This is a genomic window from Flavobacterium sp. ZB4P23 (assembly GCF_003970375.1).
Lineage (GTDB): Bacteria > Bacteroidota > Bacteroidia > Flavobacteriales > Flavobacteriaceae > Flavobacterium.
This window is the reverse complement of record NZ_RYDK01000004.1, coordinates 282905-301450: the sequence shown is the minus strand read 5'-3', so window position 1 is coordinate 301450 and position 18546 is coordinate 282905. Positions and strand designations below refer to the sequence as shown.

The 18546-nt window shown below is 35.3% G+C and carries 14 protein-coding genes; 9 read left to right on the top strand and 5 right to left on the bottom strand.

All coding sequences use genetic code 11. From position 1 onward, the window contains the following. The first annotated feature begins 56 nt into the window (after nt 1–56). From mreC to rodA, 4 genes are read left to right on the top strand one after another with little or no spacing between them, the layout of a single operon-like run. The gene (gene mreC / locus EKL99_RS08805; protein WP_126457462.1) at nt 57–881 is read left to right on the top strand and encodes a rod shape-determining protein MreC; all 825 of its coding nucleotides are present in this window, start codon (nt 57–59) and stop codon (nt 879–881) included. After that, entirely contained in the window at nt 874–1380 is a 507-nt protein-coding gene (locus EKL99_RS08800) for a rod shape-determining protein MreD (RefSeq protein ID WP_126457463.1), read from the top strand. Before mreC ends, EKL99_RS08800 begins: the two co-directional genes overlap by 8 nt. After that, nucleotides 1377–3326 (top strand): penicillin-binding protein 2, encoded by a 1950-nt coding sequence (gene mrdA / locus EKL99_RS08795; RefSeq protein ID WP_126554942.1) that lies wholly within the window; start codon nt 1377–1379, stop codon nt 3324–3326. The genes EKL99_RS08800 and mrdA overlap by 4 nt, the downstream gene beginning before the upstream one ends. Before the next feature lie 5 nt (nt 3327–3331). Then, nucleotides 3332–4567, top strand: coding sequence for a rod shape-determining protein RodA (rodA, locus tag EKL99_RS08790; protein WP_126457465.1), 1236 nt, complete (start codon nt 3332–3334; stop codon nt 4565–4567). Between the two features lie 356 nt (nt 4568–4923). Here the strand turns inward: rodA and EKL99_RS08785 are convergent, their stop codons facing one another. Further along, the gene (locus EKL99_RS08785) at nt 4924–7182 is read right to left on the bottom strand and encodes a carboxy terminal-processing peptidase (protein ID WP_126554939.1); all 2259 of its coding nucleotides are present in this window, start codon (nt 7180–7182) and stop codon (nt 4924–4926) included. A gap of 206 nt (nt 7183–7388) precedes the next feature. On the opposite strand from EKL99_RS08785, the gene surE reads away from it, so the two are divergent. The 5 genes from surE to EKL99_RS08760 all read left to right on the top strand — a co-directional run bounded on the left by surE (nt 7389) and on the right by EKL99_RS08760 (nt 12347). Further along, complete coding sequence (gene surE / locus EKL99_RS08780) at nt 7389–8168, top strand: 5'/3'-nucleotidase SurE (protein WP_126457467.1); 780 nt, start codon at nt 7389–7391, stop codon at nt 8166–8168. Continuing rightward, nucleotides 8161–8433 carry a hypothetical protein gene (locus EKL99_RS08775; protein ID WP_126453152.1) on the top strand — a complete coding sequence of 91 codons (273 nt, stop codon included), beginning with the start codon at nt 8161–8163 and terminating at the stop codon, nt 8431–8433. Before surE ends, EKL99_RS08775 begins: the two co-directional genes overlap by 8 nt. A 101-nt stretch (nt 8434–8534) precedes the next feature. After that, on the top strand, nt 8535–9647 hold the full coding sequence (lpxB, locus tag EKL99_RS08770; protein WP_126457468.1) for a lipid-A-disaccharide synthase: 1113 nt from the start codon (nt 8535–8537) through the stop codon (nt 9645–9647). A gap of 49 nt (nt 9648–9696) precedes the next feature. Beyond that, entirely contained in the window at nt 9697–10215 is a 519-nt protein-coding gene (locus EKL99_RS08765) for a C40 family peptidase (protein ID WP_126457469.1), read from the top strand. A 95-nt stretch (nt 10216–10310) separates the two neighbouring features. Beyond that, complete coding sequence (locus EKL99_RS08760) at nt 10311–12347, top strand: ComEC/Rec2 family competence protein (protein ID WP_126576791.1); 2037 nt, start codon at nt 10311–10313, stop codon at nt 12345–12347. Nucleotides 12348–12351: 4 nt separating this feature from the next. Here EKL99_RS08760 and EKL99_RS08755 read toward each other — a convergent pair whose 3' ends face one another. Genes EKL99_RS08755 through EKL99_RS08740 form a run of 4 tightly spaced genes read right to left on the bottom strand, consistent with a single transcriptional unit; the run spans nt 12352 to nt 18392 of the window. Next, entirely contained in the window at nt 12352–12810 is a 459-nt protein-coding gene (locus EKL99_RS08755; protein WP_126576790.1) for a thioredoxin family protein, read from the bottom strand. A 46-nt stretch (nt 12811–12856) separates the two neighbouring features. Next, nucleotides 12857–14662, bottom strand: coding sequence for a peptide MFS transporter (locus EKL99_RS08750; RefSeq protein ID WP_126452919.1), 1806 nt, complete (start codon nt 14660–14662; stop codon nt 12857–12859). Nucleotides 14663–14666: 4 nt separating this feature from the next. Then, nucleotides 14667–16211, bottom strand: coding sequence for a peptide MFS transporter (locus EKL99_RS08745; RefSeq protein ID WP_126576789.1), 1545 nt, complete (start codon nt 16209–16211; stop codon nt 14667–14669). Between the two features lie 9 nt (nt 16212–16220). Next, nucleotides 16221–18392 (bottom strand): S9 family peptidase, encoded by a 2172-nt coding sequence (locus EKL99_RS08740; protein WP_126576788.1) that lies wholly within the window; start codon nt 18390–18392, stop codon nt 16221–16223. Nucleotides 18393–18546 lie beyond the last annotated feature (154 nt).

The window sequence follows — 18546 nt, the reverse complement described above, 5'->3', positions numbered from 1 at the left end:
ACAACTATTAGATTCCAAAATAAAACAGACAGCTATTTATATTATACCGTTAGAAAATGCAGCAAATATTTAATTTTATTTTTAAAAACAGTAATCGGTTACTGTTTTTGCTGCTTTTGGGTATTTCATTATCCCTTACCATTCAATCCCACTCCTTTCACAGAAGTAAAATAATTAGTTCTGCAAATTTTCTAAGCGGAGGTGTCTATGAAAAGGTAAACAACCTTAATGAATATTTGAATTTAAAAACTGAAAATGAAGCACTCGCGCTTGAAAACGCAAAATTAAAGAGTCTTATATTTAACAAAAAAGATACCACTGCAATAAAAAAACTAGACAGTCTAAAAGGGATCGAATCAGGAGATATATTAGTATCTAAGGTAATACACAATTCTTATAGTACTCACGAAAATTATTTAACCTTAAATTCAGGAGAACTAGAAGGTGTGAAACCAGACATGGGTGTTATAAACAGCTTAGGAATTATAGGAATCATAGAAAATACCTCACCTAATTATGCCACTGTAATCAGCATTTTAAATAAGAAATTTCAAATTAATGCTAAAATCAAAAAATCCAATCATTTTGGATCTTTGATATGGAACGGAAAAAGTACTGGCTTTGTACAATTGATAGATGTTCCTAGATTAGCCGCTATTAGAAAAGGAGATACCATTGTAACAGGGGGGCAATCTGTAATATTTCCAGAAAACATCAACATAGGAACTATTGACAAAATAGAAATAGACAATCAGACTAATTATTACACCATAAATGTTAAATTATTTAACGATATGACAAATCTAGGTCACGTTTATATTATAACGCGTAAAGATCGTGAAGAAATTATTAATTTAGAAAAAAGAAATAAGGATGAATAGCGCACTATTAGTCAATATTTCCCGATTCCTTTTGTTATTAGCAATTCAGATTATCATATTTAATAACATGAATTTTTTTGGGTATATAAGCCCATTTCCTTATGTGTTATTTATCATACTTTATCCCGTAAATGGAAATAAATCAGGACTACTAATTGCTAGTTTTTTACTAGGCCTTATCATGGATATGTTCAGTAATTCTGGAGGAACACATGCGACCGCTTGCTTAGTATTAGCCTACTTTAGACCTTCTGTTTTTAAGTTCTCCTTTGGGTTAAGTTATGAATACCAAACTATAAAACTGAATGATGTATTAACCCCAGAAAGATTTTCTTTTTTATTACTATCGGTTACCATTCATCATTTTACGATGTTTTTGCTGGAAGCTTTTCAATTTAGCTTTATTTTAGATGTCGTATTACGAACTTTATTGAGTACCATATTCACACTCCTTATTTGCATAATTATAATATACCTTATTAAGCCTAATAAAAGATGAGAAAAGCACTATTGCCTTCCCTAATCATTCTTGCTACTTCTTTACTAATATTGCGTATTTTTTATTTGCAAATAGTGGATGACACCTTAAAGTTAAAATCTGAAAATAACGCAATTAAAAAAAAATATGAATATCCTGAAAGAGGCTACATCTATGACCGTAAAGGCGTATTAATGGTTGCGAACCAAGCATCTTATGACATTATGGTCATTCCTAGAGAATTAAAAAACACAGATACTTTAGAACTTTGTCAATTGTTGAAAATTTCAAAAGAAGATTTCATTAAAAGAATTGAAAAAGCTAGAATATATAGTCCGCGGTTACCCTCTGTTTTTTTATCACAATTGAATAAAAGTGAATTTGCAGCTTTTCAAGAAAAAATAAGAAAATATGAAGGTTTTTATTTTCAAAAACGTTCCCTTCGTGATTATGAAGTAAATTTTGGAGCCAATGTTTTTGGGGGCATCACTCAGGTAAATGAAAAACTAGTAGCCAAAAATCCATATTACAATAGCGGTGATTTAATTGGAAGACAGGGAGTTGAAGAAAGCTATGAAGATCTTTTACGCGGGGTAAAAGGGGTTAAATACATTCAAAAAGACAAATACAATAGGGAAATTGGCTCCTATAAAGAAGGGAAATACGACACTATAGCCGTGCAAGGAGAAGATATAAATCTTACTATTGACGCCGAACTTCAAAAATACGGAGAGGAATTGATGATTAATAAAAGAGGCGGAATTGTTGCTATAGAACCTCGCACTGGCGAAATACTAGCACTGGTAACCGCTCCTTCTTATGATCCAGGAATATTGGTAGGAAGACAACGCTCTAAAAACTACACCCAACTATACCATGATTCAATAGCAAAGCCACTGTATGACAGAGGATTACTAGCTGAATATCCGCCAGGATCACCGTTTAAAATTTTAACTGGCTTAGTTGCTCTACAAGAAGGTGTAATAGATGAAAACACAAGCGTATCCTGCAATAATGGTTTTAGTTATGCAAGAGGTCGATTTATGAGATGCCATTGTAGAGGAGGTTCTCTTCAGCTGCACAGAGGTATATATGAATCTTGCAATTCCTATTTTGCCACAGCGTATATGAAGACAATAAACAAATATACAAAACCGGCCACAGCTGTTGATGTTTGGAGCAACCACATAAAAAGCTTTGGACTGGGACAATTTATGGGATATGACTTACCAACAGGTAAAAGAGGAAATATTCCGGATTCTAAAACATACAAACGCATCTATCCAAATGGAGGGTGGAGAAGTACCACGATCGTTTCTAATTCAATAGGACAGGGCGAAGTTCTAATGACACCCATACAACTTGCTAACATGATGGCAACTGTTGCAAATGAAGGTTATTATTACACCCCTCACATCATCAAAAAAATTGAAGGCCACAAAATTGATAAAAAATTCACGACAAAACACACCACTACCATCGACAAAAAACACTTCAAACCCATAATTAGCGGTTTGTTTGATGTGTACAACATGGGGACTGCTAGCGCACTTAAAGTCGAAGGAATAGATATTTGTGGTAAAACCGGTACAGCTGAAAATTTTGCTAAAATTGGAGGCAAAAGAATTCAACTTAAAGATCATTCCATATTTGTAGCTTTTGCACCAAAAGACAATCCGAAAATTGCCATTGCTATCATGGTTGAAAATGGGGGCTTTGGATCAACAATAGCGGGACCAATTGCCAGTTTGATGATTGAAAAATACCTAAGACAAAAAATCACAAGGATAGATCTGGAAAAAAGAATACTTGCAACCAGCTTACAAAGTCAATATGCCAAATTAGGTGGACTTTCTGACGCAGTCAAATTGCAATTACGCATTAGCGACTCGCTTTTAAATAAAAGAACAATTCCTGCCGTAAGGATTAAAACAGATACCTCAAAAGTAAAAAAACAAGTTATTTAAATGTAATGAAAAACCAAAGTATCACAAATAATATTGATTGGATAAGCATAATCATCTATGCGGTATTAGTTATTTTGGGCTGGTTAAATATCTATTCCTCCTCTATGTCTTCGATGCAAGACACCTATGAAAAACAACTGATCTTCATCGTATTGACCATTCCATTAATATTCATAATACTCTCGGTTGACGGGAAATTTTATGAGAAATATGCGAGTATCATCTTTGGAGTATCACTACTCACATTAGCCGGGCTGTTTTTATTTGGCAAAACAATTGCTGGTCAACGTTGCTGGTATGCTATTGGAAGCTTCACGATCCAGCCTTCTGAATTTGCAAAAGCAGCCACTTCATTAGCATTAGCCAAATATTTGAGTGACACACAAATTAATTTAAAAGAAGTCAATAGACAAATACAGGCTCTTGCCATAATCTTCCTACCTGTGCTACTCATTTTGCCTCAGCCAGACCCTGGAAGCGCATTGATATACAGCATATTCATCATTGTTTTGTATCGTGAAGGACTTCCGGCTTGGTATGTTTGGACTGGATTTATTACAATTCTTTTATTTGTGTTTACCTTATTATTAGAACCAGAATATGTAATACTTATTGGATTAGCAATTATAATATTGGTTCATTTCAAATCAAGACTGGCAGACCGAAATATTGTTTTGAGCAGTATTATCTTTGCCCTGATTTCTGGATTTGTGCTATCTGTAGATTATGTATTTGACAACCTGTTCAAACAACATCACCGAGATCGTTTTAATATTCTTTTAGGAAAAACTGTTGACCTCAAAGGAATTGGATACAACACCAATCAATCCGAAATAGCCATAGGATCTGGAGGCTGGTTTGGAAAGGGATTCCTAGAAGGAACACAAACCAAAGGTGGTTTTGTACCGGAACAACACACGGATTACATCTTCACAACTGTAGGCGAAGAATGGGGATTTCTGGGTTCTCTGGCTGTAATCGCCCTTTTTGCCTGTTTACTTCTTCGAATAATATACCTTGCCGAAAGACAAAAAACAAAGTTTAGCAGAGTATATGGTTACTGTGTTGCAGGCGTACTTTTTACTCATTTCTTTGTAAACATAGCCATGGTAGCCGGTATTTTCCCCACCATTGGCGTACCCTTGCCTTTCTTTTCCTACGGAGGTTCCGGTCTTTGGGGATTTACAATATTGCTTTTTATATTTATAAAAATGGATGCCAATAAAGTAAATGAATGGTAATTTGACAAATTTAAGACAAAAGTAATCCACGAACCTCACTATGGATTATTACTCTTTGTTTTTGAATCAAAGACCTAAACAATAAATATATTTATCTTATTGTTACATTGAATTGAATCCTAAAGTTATACGTTAATACCAAAATTCAGATGGTAATTTGCAATAAATCCGGTCTTTTTCAGTAACATTTTAGCACACTAAATTGATAGATAAACAGCATTGATTTACTTATCTAGTCTCCTTCACTGAGTTACAAAACTCGAAAAAACAATTACCCAAATAGAAAAACCCTGTACGTTCTTAAGAATGTACAGGGTTTTTCTATTATTATTGACTGAAACTTGTTAAAAAAATACCTAAGATTTCGCTAATTTATCTTTTTTAATTTTAACAGGAATGCTTTTTTTAGAAATTGCTTTTGATTGCAAATCTTCTAATACATTCAGTGCTTCCTCAACATAAATATCTTTTGCTAAAGCTTCATGCCATCTTTCTCTTTTTTCTTTTAAAGAAGCGTCTTTATTAATTGCATCTGCTTCATGAGGCAGTGAAGTAAACGTAAGTAGATTTTTGTAATCTACAATTGGTTTGTATTTTTTAGCTTTTTCTTCAATTTCAGATTGTGCGATTTTAAATGTATCAATATTCAAACTATACACATTCTCCTCGCTTCTACTATCAATCCACTTCGCATTCTCTTCAATTAATTGAAACTGTGCATTTTTACTAATACGGTTTTTGCTATTTGTTATCGCCTGATTAAAGTTGTCATTATTAGTCCAAACACTGTAGTCAGCCCGATCAATTTTGTCCCAAGGCATTGCATTATCCATATCGCGCTCTCCCATTTTCAAGTAGGCATAACGATCCGGCATAACGATATCACTTCGTACACCATCTAGTTGAGTAGAACCACCGTTGATTCTATAAAATTTTTGTGTGGTGGTCTTAATAGCACCTAAATCCCCAACGGAGCTACTGCGCACAAACTGGTTCAGGTCAATCACATTTTGAACGGTTCCTTTACCGTACGTTTGTTTGCTCCCAATTATAATTCCTCTTTTGTAATCTTGAATTGCAGCGGCTAAGATCTCAGAAGCTGAGGCAGAAAAACTATTCACCATAATTACTAAAGGGCCATCCCATTCTATTTTTTTATCTCGATCGTACAACACTTCTTTTTTTCTTCCTGCTGATTTAATTTGAACAATGGGACCCTGCTCAATAAATAAGCCTGCAATATCTACAACCGTGGATAATGATCCGCCTCCGTCATCACGAACATCAAGAACAATTCCATCAACACCGGATTGTTTCAGTCGCTCGACTTCAATAGCAACATCTTTACCGGCATCTCTACCGTCTTTATTTTCAAAATCAATATAGAATTTAGGCAAATAAATTATCCCATATTTCATCCCGTTTTTATTCACGATACTTGACTTGGCGTACGTTTCCTCAATTTCAACAATATCTCTGATAATAGAAATAATCTTGATTGTTCCGTCTACTTTTTTAACTGTAAGTCGGACTTCCGAACCTTTTGGTCCTTTAATTTTCTTTACCACATCATCAAGCCGCATCCCAACAACATCAACTGAAACTCCGGAGCCCTGCCCTACTTTCATTATTAAATCTCCTGCTTCCAGTTGTTTCCCTCTCCATGCGGGACCACCGGAAATAAGTTCCGAAATCTCAGTTAAATCATTTTTCTTTTGGAGACGGGCACCAATTCCCTCTAACTTTCCGCTTATACTTACATCAAATCGTTCTTTTTCTTCGGCAGCAAAATAATTCGTGTGCGGATCAAAACGAGCCGTAATAGAATTTATATACACAGAAAACCAATCATTTCTATCCAAATCTTTTATAAACCCAAAATATTCATCTAATGATTTTCCAGAATTTCTTCTGGTTTCTTTTTCTAATTCTTCAAAAGTCTTTGGTTTATCTGGGGTTACCGTGCTGTCCTTTGCTGTTTCTTTAGAAAGTTCTTCTTTTAATTTTTCCTCTTTTTTCAGTATTGCAGCATCCAGTTTTGCCTCATTAGTCTTGTTTTCTTGTAAAGCCAAACGATCTACTAGAGAAGAAAGAGTTGATAATTTAATTTGCTTGCGCCATTTATCCTTTAATTCATTTGCACTCTTAGCATAGGGAGCCTTTTCATAATCTATATTAAAGCTTTCATCGACAGAATAATCAAAAGGCTCACTCAAGACATCCTTATAAATCTTTTTACTCTCTTCCATTCTTTTCATCAAACGATCATAGGTAAGATTAAAAAAAGACAAGTCTTTATTCAACAACTGATCGTCTAACAACAACTCAAATTTCGAAAATTCATCGATATCGGATTGCAGGAAAAAACGTTTAGATGGATCTAAAGCCTCAATATAATCTTTATAGATTCCTTTTGAAAAAGTATCGTTAATATCGGCAGGATTGTAATGTCCTTTCTGGATTACAAAAGTCAACAACTCTAGGAGTAATTTATCTTTTTCTGGGTCGTTCTCTTTTGATGCATTATATTTAAAAGCAAACAATGTTAACGAAAGGCATACAACAACAAGTATGATTTTATAATTTCTTTTCATAAAGCTAAGAATTGTATTCATGAATTTTTAATCTAAATTATGGTAAAAACTATGCCAACCGCAGCAGTAGCCCCATAAATTTTTGTTAAAGATATAAATTGTTTTTATTATTTTAAGTTAAATCAACCAACATAACCTATTTTTATATTTTGTTTAGTGATTTCATTCAGGGGGATTACATATACTCCGAAAATCAAAAATAATCAATCTTTTTACAAACAGGTATAATGAAAAAAACAAGACCTTTAATTCTAATAACGAATGACGACGGAATTTCGGCACCGGGACTTCGAGCCTTAATTGCCGTTATGGCAGAAATAGGCGAAATCGTCGTGGTTGCGCCTGACAATCCACAAAGTGCCATGGGGCATGCCATTACCATAAACAGCATGTTGTATTTGAATAAAATCTCTAAAGATAGTGATCCATTTTTAGAGTACAGCTGCTCCGGAACTCCAGTGGACTGTGTGAAACTGGCTGTAAATGAAATCCTAAAAAGAAAACCAGATTTATGTGTTTCCGGTGTCAATCATGGTTCAAATTCATCCATAAATGTAATTTACTCCGGAACCATGAGTGCGGCAGTCGAGGCAGGAATAGAGGGAATTCCAGCTATAGGCTTCTCTCTTTTAGATTATGACTGGAACGCCAATTTTGAAACGATCAAAACTTTTATACGCAAAATCTCTTTAGAAGTTTTAGAAAATGGACTTCCAGAAGGGGTCGTTTTAAATGTTAATTTCCCAAAATTAAACGAAAAGGACATCAAAGGAATTCGTATTTGTCGCCAAGCCAAAGCACTTTGGGTAGAAAAATTTGATAAAAGAAAAACACCGCAAGGAAGGGATTACTATTGGCTGGCAGGAGAATTTGTCAATCAGGACAAAGGCGAAGACACAGACGAATGGGCGCTCGAAAATGGATACATATCAGTTGTTCCAGTTCAATTTGACTTGACAGCACATCATGCCATACAGCAACTTAATACCTGGAAATGGAATGAATAAGAACGATTTAGTCTGGGGGATTTTGGTAGGATTTCTCACTACACTAGTTGGCTGCTATCTCTTTATTACCTTTTTTACTGACTTCCAGTTTATCATTGGAATTCAGATCATAAAAGCGCAGGGAAATTTAGGAAAAATCATCACACTGGGATCCATCCTTACGTTGATAGCCTTTGGCATTCTGCTAAAAATGAATAAAGAAATGATGGCGCGTGGTGTCGTATTGGCCATCATACTAATGACAGTACTCACTTTGTTTATTTAAGAAGGCTTATTAGTTTACCTTTGTAAATTGACATACCATTTATAACAGACCTGAATTTATAAATTTAAATGCTGAATTTATACCTTTCTAATCCAACAAACATGAAATACTACATTATAGCAGGGGAAGCTTCAGGCGATTTGCATGGTTCCAATTTAATGAAAGCACTTTATAAAAAAGATCCTAAAGCTGACATTCGGTTTTGGGGAGGCGATTTAATGAATACAACAGGCGGAACCTTAGTAAAACATTACCGAGAATTAGCTTTTATGGGCTTTATTGAGGTAATTTTTAATTTGAAAACTATTTTAAGCAACATCAAAGTCTGCAAAAAAGACATTCTTGAATTTCAGCCGGACATTCTTATTTTCATTGATTATCCTGGTTTTAATTTACGGATTGCAAAATGGGCAAAAGCGTTAGGAATGAAAACGCACTACTACATTTCTCCACAAATTTGGGCTTGGAAAGAAAGCAGAATTACAGCTATCAAGCGTGATATTGATAAAATGTATGTGATTTTGCCTTTCGAAAAAAAATTCTATGAAGACAAACACCATTTTCCGGTAGAATTTGTCGGGCATCCACTGATTGATGCCATCCACAACCAACCCGAAGTTGATTCAATCCTTTTTAGAACAGAAAACCAATTAAACGACAAACCGATAATTGCAATTTTACCCGGTAGCCGAAAACAGGAAATAACTAAAATGTTATCAGTTATGCTCAGTGTGGCAAATGATTTTCCAGACTATCAGTTCGTGATTGCAGGGGCGCCAAGTCAGGAATTTTCTTTCTATAAAGAATTCATCACTCAAGAAAACATTAAATTCATTTCTAATAAAACCTATGATTTACTGCGTAATGCAACAGCTGCATTAGTAACCTCAGGAACGGCAACACTGGAAACAGCGCTTTTCAAAGTGCCGGAAGTAGTTTGCTACAAAGGCAGCTGGGCTTCCTACCAAATTGCTAAACGAATTATTACCCTGAAATACATCTCATTAGTCAACTTGATTATGGATGAGGAGGTGGTGACCGAACTAATTCAAGAGCAATGCAATCCAAAACGCATTCGAGAAGAACTCAAAAAAATATTAGAAATCAACCACCGCAATACTCTTTTAGAAAAATATGCGTTATTAGAACAGCAATTAGGTGGCATTGGCGCTAGTGAAAAAACAGCAAAACTCATCGTGTCTGATTTACTGTAGATTATCTCTTATTTATAAATAGCTCCCTTTACAAAAAAATTACACTCTTTTGAAACATTTTCTATTTCTTGTATTGGTTCTTACCTTTTTTACGGCTTGTAAATCAACTTCCCCGATAACCAACTCGAAAAAAGCAGACCCAAAAGAGCAATCCATTCAATCCGAAAAAAGGAAAGCACAACGTCTGGTCGAACAATTAATCGATGCTGCTGCTGAAAATATTGGTGTGAAATACAGGTATGGCGGGACAACAAAATCAGGTTTTGACTGTTCCGGCTTGATGGTCAACATCTTTGATTCAAATGAAATAAGTCTGCCTCGCACCTCGATTCAACAATCAAAACACGGTATTATTTTAGATCATGAACAAGAAAAAGCTAAAAAAGGGGATCTGATATTCTTTAAAACCAATAGAAACCGACAAATAAACCACGTAGGAATAGTCATTGAAGTCAATGAAGACGAGATAAAATTCATTCATGCGTCGACCTCAAGAGGCGTTATGATTTCCTCCACAAAAGAAGTGTATTACAAAACCAGATTTGCTCAACTCAACAGGGTTTTATAGCTCGAGTTCTTCATTACTAATCCCTGTGTTTCTATTTCAACCTATTTTCAAAAAAAATAAATTCGTTACGTACTAAAAATATGTACTTTAGAGTCATGAAAGTACTACAATTTCCTTTGGCAAGAATAACAATTGGGTTTGTTTCAGGACTTCTTTTCGCTTTTTACCTGCATCCTCCATTAGCAGCAGTCATTGTTATACTTTTAACCGCTATGAGTCTCTTTGGGGTGTTGTTTTTTTTATCCAAAAAAAGCAACACCCGTACCGCTTATTTTGGTATTGCCACTTATTTTTTGTCTTTTATCATTGGAACCACTACACAAGTAACCCACACGGATTATTTTCAAAAGGACAACTACACCCACAATACAAATGCTTTTCAGCAGCCTCATTCTATTTCTGTTGTTGTTAGAGAAAAGCTGAAAAGCTCCTTATTTAGCGACCGTTATATAGTCCTTGTCAACCATATTAATGAAAAAGAACAGTCTGGCCGATTGCTCCTTAACGTTCAAAAAAATCATTTAAACCCCGTATTTGCAGCAGGAACCCCTTTGCTAATCAAAGGCACGTTGTCAAGGAATAAACAACCTATGAATCCGAATCAATTTGACTACGGCAAATACCTTGAAAACAAACAAATCTATGCACAACTGTTTGCTGCTGGTGATGAAATAAAAATTGGAAATAAAACAGCGAAAAATATCTGGTACTATTCTTCAAAATTGAGAACGCGAATTATTCGGAATTTAGAAAAAAACAACTTCAATAAAACGGAATTGAATGTTGCCATTGCTCTGATCATGGGGCAACAACAAGATATTTCACCTGATATCATACGGGATTACCAGTATGCGGGAGCCGTACATATTTTATCCGTTTCAGGACTGCATATTGGCTTCATTTTGCTTTTTGTAACTTATATTCTAAAGCCGATTCCAAATACAAAAAAGGGCTCGTTCCTTAAACTACTCCTTATTCTGGCATCTTTGTCTGTTTTTGGTATAATTGCAGGTTTAGCACCATCAGTAGTTCGCTCGGTGACTATGTTTTCCTTTGTGGCTATTGGGAATCATCTGCGCAGAAGCGTCAATATTTACCATACTTTATTAGTTTCTGTGTTATTGATTTTGTTTTTTGAGCCTTCGTTTCTATTTGACGTTGGTTTTCAGTTGAGTTACATTGCTTTGTTTTTCATTATTTGGCTGCAACCACTTTTGGCCTCTGTGTGGCAACCAGAAAACAAAGCTTCAAAATACGTCTGGAACATTCTCACCGTTTCCTTGGCGGCGCAAATAGGTACTTTACCCCTGAGTATTTATTATTTTCATCAGTTTCCGGGTTTATTTTTTGTGACCAATCTAATCATTATTCCAGTACTGAGTTTCATAATGATAGTAGGCGTTTTGGTAATGATTTTGGCCGCATTTGACCTTATTCCGGTTTTTCTCTCCCACCTGCTGGAAACCAGTATTTACTATTTAAACAAGATTATCAACGCAATAGCTTCGATAGAACAGTTTATAATTCAAGATATTCCGCTTAATTTATACCTGTTACTCAGTAGTTATTTAGCTCTAATAAGCCTTATCATTTGGTTTAAAAAACCTACTTTCCACAAATTAGCAATCGCTTTAACTTGTATTATAGTTGTGCAATTTTCTTGTTTTACAACCCATTGGAACGTGCAAAACGAGCAGGAATTTATTGTTTTCAACAGCCGAAAGAATACCTTGATCACTGAACGAAATGGAGCAAATATCATTGTTTACGCCAATGACAGTCTTTTAAAAACGGCACAAGAAAACAGTCTTATAAAATCCTATTGCATTGGAAACCTGAGCACTTTACGACAGAAAAAAGAACTCCGAAATTTCCTGTATTTTAAAGGAGAAAAAATATTTATTGTAGACCATTCCGGAGTGTATCCCAAAAACATCAATCCGGATGTTATTGTATTGACACAATCCTCTAAAATAAATATGGACCGCCTACTCCAAATAATGAAGCCAAAATTAGTTGTGGCTGATGCGTCCAACTTTAAATCCATACAAAAACAATGGAAAGCCAGTTGCGAGAAACAGAAAATCCCTTTTCACGCAACAGGCGAAAAGGGATTTTATAAATTGAATTAATATTTTATTTTTTCAAAAAACCATTTGCAACTGCTAACCAGGCTGCTGGTCCGCCGGCTACATACCCCGTACTGCCAATACCTTCAAAATTGACTTTCCCTTCTTTTGTAGTACCTTTTGCGAGTATAATAGTTGGAAATCCTTGTATGCCAAAAATTTGTTGTAATTCATTATTCTGCTTTTTTACCTCTTCAGTCTGTGGTACTCGTCTTGGATAATCTAATTCGACCAAAACGACATTTTCTTTTGCCCAGGTTGCAAATTCAGGAGTCTTCAAGACCTCTTTTTGTAACCGGATGCACCAACCACACCAATCGCTTCCGGTAAAAAACATTAATAATGGTTTTTTAGTTAAGGCTGAAACTTCAAGAGCCTTATTGACATTAGTCTCCCACACTAATTCTTGTGCTTCAGCAGCAAACGAACCAACTAACAATAACAACGTTATTATACCTTTCTTCATATCTATTTTTTTTTACGGTGGACAAATCAAAAATGATGCCTAAAATTTATCGAACACCATGCATTAATTTCTTAATTATTGGAGTCATCAAAACAGAGAACAAAGCAACTACAATAGAGATAATAGTCAACATCCAAAAGAAGTAACTCAATCCGTGTTCATTGGCGATTTTATCTATATTTTCACCAAACATACCTGCACCTTTCATACCAATTGCTACTGCTAAGTACCAAACTCCAAACATAAAGGCAATCATACGGGCAGGAACTAATTTACTTACATACGACAATCCTACCGGTGAGATACACAGCTCAGCCATTGTATGGAAAAGATAGACTAAAATCAACCATATCATACTTACTGAAGCTGTTTTTGCACCCGCTTCGATTCCGCTTGCCCCAAAAGCGACACAAGCCATACCAAGCGCTAGCAATGCCATTCCGATTCCGTATTTTAAATTTGCAGAAGGATTGTATTTACTTTCCCACCATTTTGAAAACAATGGAGCCAAAGAGATAATGAATAACGAGTTTAAAGTAGAAAACCAAGTGGCAGGAACTTCTGTCAATGCAGTAGTTACTTTATCAATTTTCAATGCTTGCAATGTTGAATCTGATAAAGTAAGATAACCAGCAGTGTAATAATCTTTAGTCAACATCCATAGTGCTATTCCCCAAATAATTATAAAACTGACACTAAGGATCATATTTGCAACAGCATAAAGTTTAAATGTTTGCTTAAATAATAAAATTAAAACCCCGGTAATAATAACCAACGGTAAAATAGTAATTAACGAATTAATCACTAAAAACACCACACTCCAATTGCCTGTTAAAACACGATCCGTATAATCACTAGCAAAAATGGTCAAACTGTTTGGTGACTGCTCAAAAATTGCCCAAAAGAAAATGGTAAGAAAGGCAAAAAAGGTAACCGCTATTAATTTTTCTTTAGTAATTTTAGAATATTGAGTAAATCTATAAATTAACAATACAATAAATACAAGTAGAGCTGAAGCAATTGCAATCGCATTTCCATTAGGACCTAAGAAAGAAAAAATATTTATTTTGCCCCCGGATATTTTTGAAGCAGGATCATTTATAAGCCATAATAATGCTAATATAGAAGAGAAGGCTATTGCTGCCAATTGTATTGGCGAAAAAGGATTTCTTTTGTCAGTATCTAATGCTTCTGCTTTCGCTTTGCTTTCTTTATTTGGTTTTAAACCAATATCTCCAAAGATATCCTGAGACAGCCAAAACTGCAACATTCCAAAGAACATAAAAATTCCGGCTAAACCAAAACCGTAAGTCCAACCCACTTTTTCTCCTAAATAACCGCAAAGTAAAATCCCAAAGAACGCTCCGGCATTAACTCCCATATAAAACAAAGTATACGCACCATCTTTCTTTTCAGGACGGTCTTTGTACATTTCGGACACGATAGAGGTCATGTTGGGTTTGAAAAAACCATTCCCAAAAACCAACAATACTAATCCTAAATAAATAGAAAATTCTGTTTCAACAGCCATAGAAGCATGCCCTAAAGTCATTAAGCTTGCCCCAACAACAACAGCCCATCTAAAACCAATTACTTTATCCGCAAAATACCCCCCTAACATTGTGGACAAATAAACCAATCCTACATAGGATCCAAATAAGGCAGAAGCATTTTCGCGAGTCCATTCCCAACCACCATCTGTAAAGGAAGCGGTTAAAAATAATATCAACAAAGAACGCATTCCGTAGAATGAAAATCGTTCCCACATTTCTGTGAAAAACAAAACGAACAATCCCGCAGGATGTCCTAAAACGGTATTCTTAAAAAATTGATCTGTTGTATTTTCACTCATCCTATTAATTGTTTAATTCCTTATCAACTCCGTGCATTAATTTTTTGATTACTGGTGAAAGCAGCAGTAAAACAACCCCAAAACCAAGACCCGTATAAAATAAATATTCAAAAAGCACTAAATAACTCTGCTTTGCTAAATTTAAATCAGGTGCTGTACCATTTGAGGTGTCTACCGAAGCAATATTTGCTAAAATAGACGCAATAAATTCAGAACTGGCTGTTGCCAAAAACCAAACGCCCATCATAAACCCAACGATTTTTACCGGAGATAATTTGGTTACCGCAGAAAGTCCTACTGGTGACAAACTCAATTCTCCACAAGTATGTAAAAAATAAGCCAATATTAGCCAAATCGCTGCTACTTTTCCAGCACCAGAAAGGTTTATTCCCATCACTAATGCTCCAAAGCCTAGTCCTACTAATGCTAATGCTAATGCAAATTTTACAGCTGTATTCGGATTGTATTTCCCTAATTTCGGCCAAATCCAAGCAAAGACAGGCGCTAGCAATATTATAAACAAGGCATTAAAACTTAAGAACTGCCCGGCAGAAACTTCATAACCAAATATAGTTCGGTCTAAAATCCGGTCAGCAAATAAATTCATGGAAGTATACGCTTGTTCAAACAATGCCCAGAAGACAATAGTAAATACGATCAGAATAGTTAACGCAATCAACTGATCACGTGCTTTACCATCGAGTTGTGTAGCTGCGTAATAAACAATATAAATAAAAGAAATTCCACCCGCAATTTTTAAAGCCCATGAAACTGCATCGTGATTTTGGACCATTTGCCAAAACAATACCGTTGACAAAACACTTCCAATATAAATCAACCACTCATTTTTAAATCCAAACAATTTGTTTTCTAGGAAAGAAGGGTTGTTTGATTCTCCTTTTCCCATCAATAATTTTCTGCCGGAAATAAAAGTCAATAGTCCAAAAAACATTCCGACACCAGCTGCACCAAAACCATAACTCCAACCGTACGTTTCGCCCAACCAAACACATATTAGCGTAGCCATAAAAGATCCTAAGTTGATTCCCATATAAAACAACGTGAATCCAGAATCTCTTCGTTTATCGCCTTTTTCATATAATTCTCCCACTAATGAAGAGATATTGGCTTTAAGAAAACCAACCCCGACAATGATTAACGATAATGAAAAGTAAAATATTTGCAAGGCGGTTTCGTCCCGTGTAATTGCGCCGGTAATGGATTGTGTGGCAGCATTTCCTTCATAAGCCATTCCTATATGACCCAACACCAACATAATCCCACCAAAAACAATGGCTTTTCTAAATCCCAGATATTTATCAGCAATAAAACCTCCTAACACTGGAACGGCATACACTAAAGCAGCGTAACTACCAATTAATAAATTCCCCGAAGTATCCGAAAACAAATGGTACTTTGTCAGATAAAAAATCAACAAGGCTTTCATTCCATAAAAGGAGAAGCGCTCCCACATTTCGGTAAAAAACAATATAAAAAGCGCTTTTGGATGTCCAAAAAAATCTTTTTTAATCAATGCGTCGTTCGTCATAAAGCGCTGTTATAAATTTTCTTTGATGAAATTAGTCATTTTTGTGTACAATTGAATTCTGGTTTTCCCACCATAAATTCCGTGATTATTGTCCGGGTAAATTTGGGAATCAAATTGTTTATTAGCCTGAATCAAAGCTTCCATCATCTGCATGGAGTTTTGAACGTGAACATTATCATCTCCTGAACCGTGTATCAAAAGGAATTTCCCTTTCAATTTATCTACATGATTTATTGGGGAATTATCATCGTATCCGCTAGCATTTTCTTGTGGGGTCTGCATGTAGCGTTCCGTGTACACACTGTCATAAAAACGCCAGTTCGTCACAGGAGCTACAGCAATTGCCATTTTGAACGTGTCATTTCCTTTCATGATGCAATTAGACGCCATAAAACCACCATACGACCAGCCAAATATACCAATTCTAGCCTTATCAACAAATGCGTAATTTCCTATTACTTTCGCAGCATCAATTTGATCTTCTACTTCGTATTTCCCTAATTGCAGTTGGGTTACTTTCTTGAAATCAGCTCCTTTAAAACCAGTTCCGCGCCCGTCAACACAAGCTACAATGTATCCTTGTTGTGACAGCATCATAAACCAATAATCATCAGTGCTGTTCCACTCATTGTTTACTTGCTGGGAACCCGGACCCGAATATTGGTACATGAAAACAGGATATTTTTTAGTTGGGTCAAAATCTTTTGGTTTAATCATCCAAGCATTGAGCTCATTCCCTTTTGCTGTTTTTAAAACAAAAAATTCTTTGGCCGGTAAATCATAGTTTTTTAGCTTTGTTGCCAAATTTTCATTGTTTTCAATAACTTGAACTTGTTTTCCAGCCTTGGCCTCGTTCAATGTATACGTCGGAGGTAGAGACGCACTAGAAAACGTGTTAATGTAGTATTGGAAATTCGGACTGAATGTTGCCGCATTAGTTCCTGTATTTTGTGACAAACGGACTTTGTTTTTTCCGTCAAGACCTATTCTATAAACATCTCTGTTAATAGATCCGTTTTCTACCGACTGATAGAAAACTGTATTTGTTTTTTCGTCTAAACCGTAATAATTCGTCACTTCCCATTTTCCTTTGGTCAGTTGGTTTTTCAATTTTCCATTTTTATCATATAAATAAATATGATTGAAACCGTCTTTTTCGCTGGTCCAAATAAAACTGTTGTCTTTCAAGAAAGTCAAGTTATCTGTCACATCAACGTAGGCTTTGTCTTTTTCGTTCAAAACTACTTTTACAGCTCCTGAATTTCCATCGATAAACAACAAATCCAAATTGTTTTGGTGGCGATTCAATACCTGTGCTGATAGTGTATTCTCATCATTTGTCCATTTCATTCTGGCAATATAAAAATCGTTATAATTCCCAAGATTTATGTTTTTTACTGCATTCAAATTTACATCATAAATATGTAAAGAAACTAGAGCATTCTTCTCCCCGGCTTTTGGATATTTGAACGTTTGCATCGTTGGGTACAAGTCTTTTCCAAACATTGACATCGAAAATTCCGGAACCTGACTTTCGTCAAAACGTATGTAGGCTACTTTTTTGCTGTCAGCACTCCAGTCAAAAGCCTTTACAAAAGCAAATTCTTCTTCGTAAACCCAATCCGTAATACCATTAATAATACTGTTTTTTTGTCCGTCTGTAGTTATTGGAGTTGATTTATCAGCAGCTAAATCATGTACATACAGATTATTTTCTTTGGCGTATGCAATCTTTTTCCCATCAGGTGAAAAAGTAGGCTCCTGAACGGGAGAATCGAATAGTTTTCTTAATTTCTTATTGGCAATGTCATATAAATAGTAATCCGCTGTAAAGGAGTGGCGGAAGATTTGATTGGTATTGCAAGCCAATAGAATCATTTTTTCTGAAGCGTCAAACGTATAACTGTCAATCCCTCCTGATAATTCGGCGTACGATTTTGTATCTATTAATGTAGACACTTTTTTTAAAGTTGCAAAATCATACAAATCAATCTGCATGCTTCTGGACTGTCTGTCGGTATTCAAAACCGTATATTGATTTGTGTTTTTCAACGACTGCAATTCATCCATGCCTTGCGCCCGAAAAGTGCCGTTATAAATGGCATCAATGGTGATTTTTTGCTGCCCTGCAACTGCAAAACAAACGAATAAAAATAATGCAATAATTTTTCTTGAATACATGATATTTATTTAAATATAAAAACCGTCAATTTTAGTGAAAAATTTACAATAATTTCACATTATATGTGTTAAATCTTAAAAACAATATTTTAAACCCACTTTTATTGAGGATAATAGGATTGCTACTAAAACGGCTAAAACCGTATATTTGCAT

Excerpts from the sequence above, each read along its gene's own strand:
- EKL99_RS08745 (WP_126576789.1), bottom strand. The coding sequence starts at position 16,211 with ATGACGAACGACGCATTGATTAAAAAAGATTTTTTTGGACATCCAAAA.
- EKL99_RS08755 (WP_126576790.1), bottom strand. The coding sequence starts at position 12,810 with ATGAAGAAAGGTATAATAACGTTGTTATTGTTAGTTGGTTCGTTTGCT.
- EKL99_RS08775 (WP_126453152.1), top strand. The coding sequence starts at position 8,161 with ATGAATAAGAACGATTTAGTCTGGGGGATTTTGGTAGGATTTCTCACT.
- EKL99_RS08785 (WP_126554939.1), bottom strand. The coding sequence starts at position 7,182 with ATGAATACAATTCTTAGCTTTATGAAAAGAAATTATAAAATCATACTT.
- surE (WP_126457467.1), top strand. The coding sequence starts at position 7,389 with ATGAAAAAAACAAGACCTTTAATTCTAATAACGAATGACGACGGAATT.
- mreC (WP_126457462.1), top strand. The coding sequence starts at position 57 with ATGCAGCAAATATTTAATTTTATTTTTAAAAACAGTAATCGGTTACTG.
- EKL99_RS08760 (WP_126576791.1), top strand. The coding sequence starts at position 10,311 with ATGAAAGTACTACAATTTCCTTTGGCAAGAATAACAATTGGGTTTGTT.
- mrdA (WP_126554942.1), top strand. The coding sequence starts at position 1,377 with ATGAGAAAAGCACTATTGCCTTCCCTAATCATTCTTGCTACTTCTTTA.
- EKL99_RS08800 (WP_126457463.1), top strand. The coding sequence starts at position 874 with ATGAATAGCGCACTATTAGTCAATATTTCCCGATTCCTTTTGTTATTA.
- lpxB (WP_126457468.1), top strand. The coding sequence starts at position 8,535 with ATGAAATACTACATTATAGCAGGGGAAGCTTCAGGCGATTTGCATGGT.
- rodA (WP_126457465.1), top strand. The coding sequence starts at position 3,332 with ATGAAAAACCAAAGTATCACAAATAATATTGATTGGATAAGCATAATC.
- EKL99_RS08740 (WP_126576788.1), bottom strand. The coding sequence starts at position 18,392 with ATGTATTCAAGAAAAATTATTGCATTATTTTTATTCGTTTGTTTTGCA.
- EKL99_RS08750 (WP_126452919.1), bottom strand. The coding sequence starts at position 14,662 with ATGAGTGAAAATACAACAGATCAATTTTTTAAGAATACCGTTTTAGGA.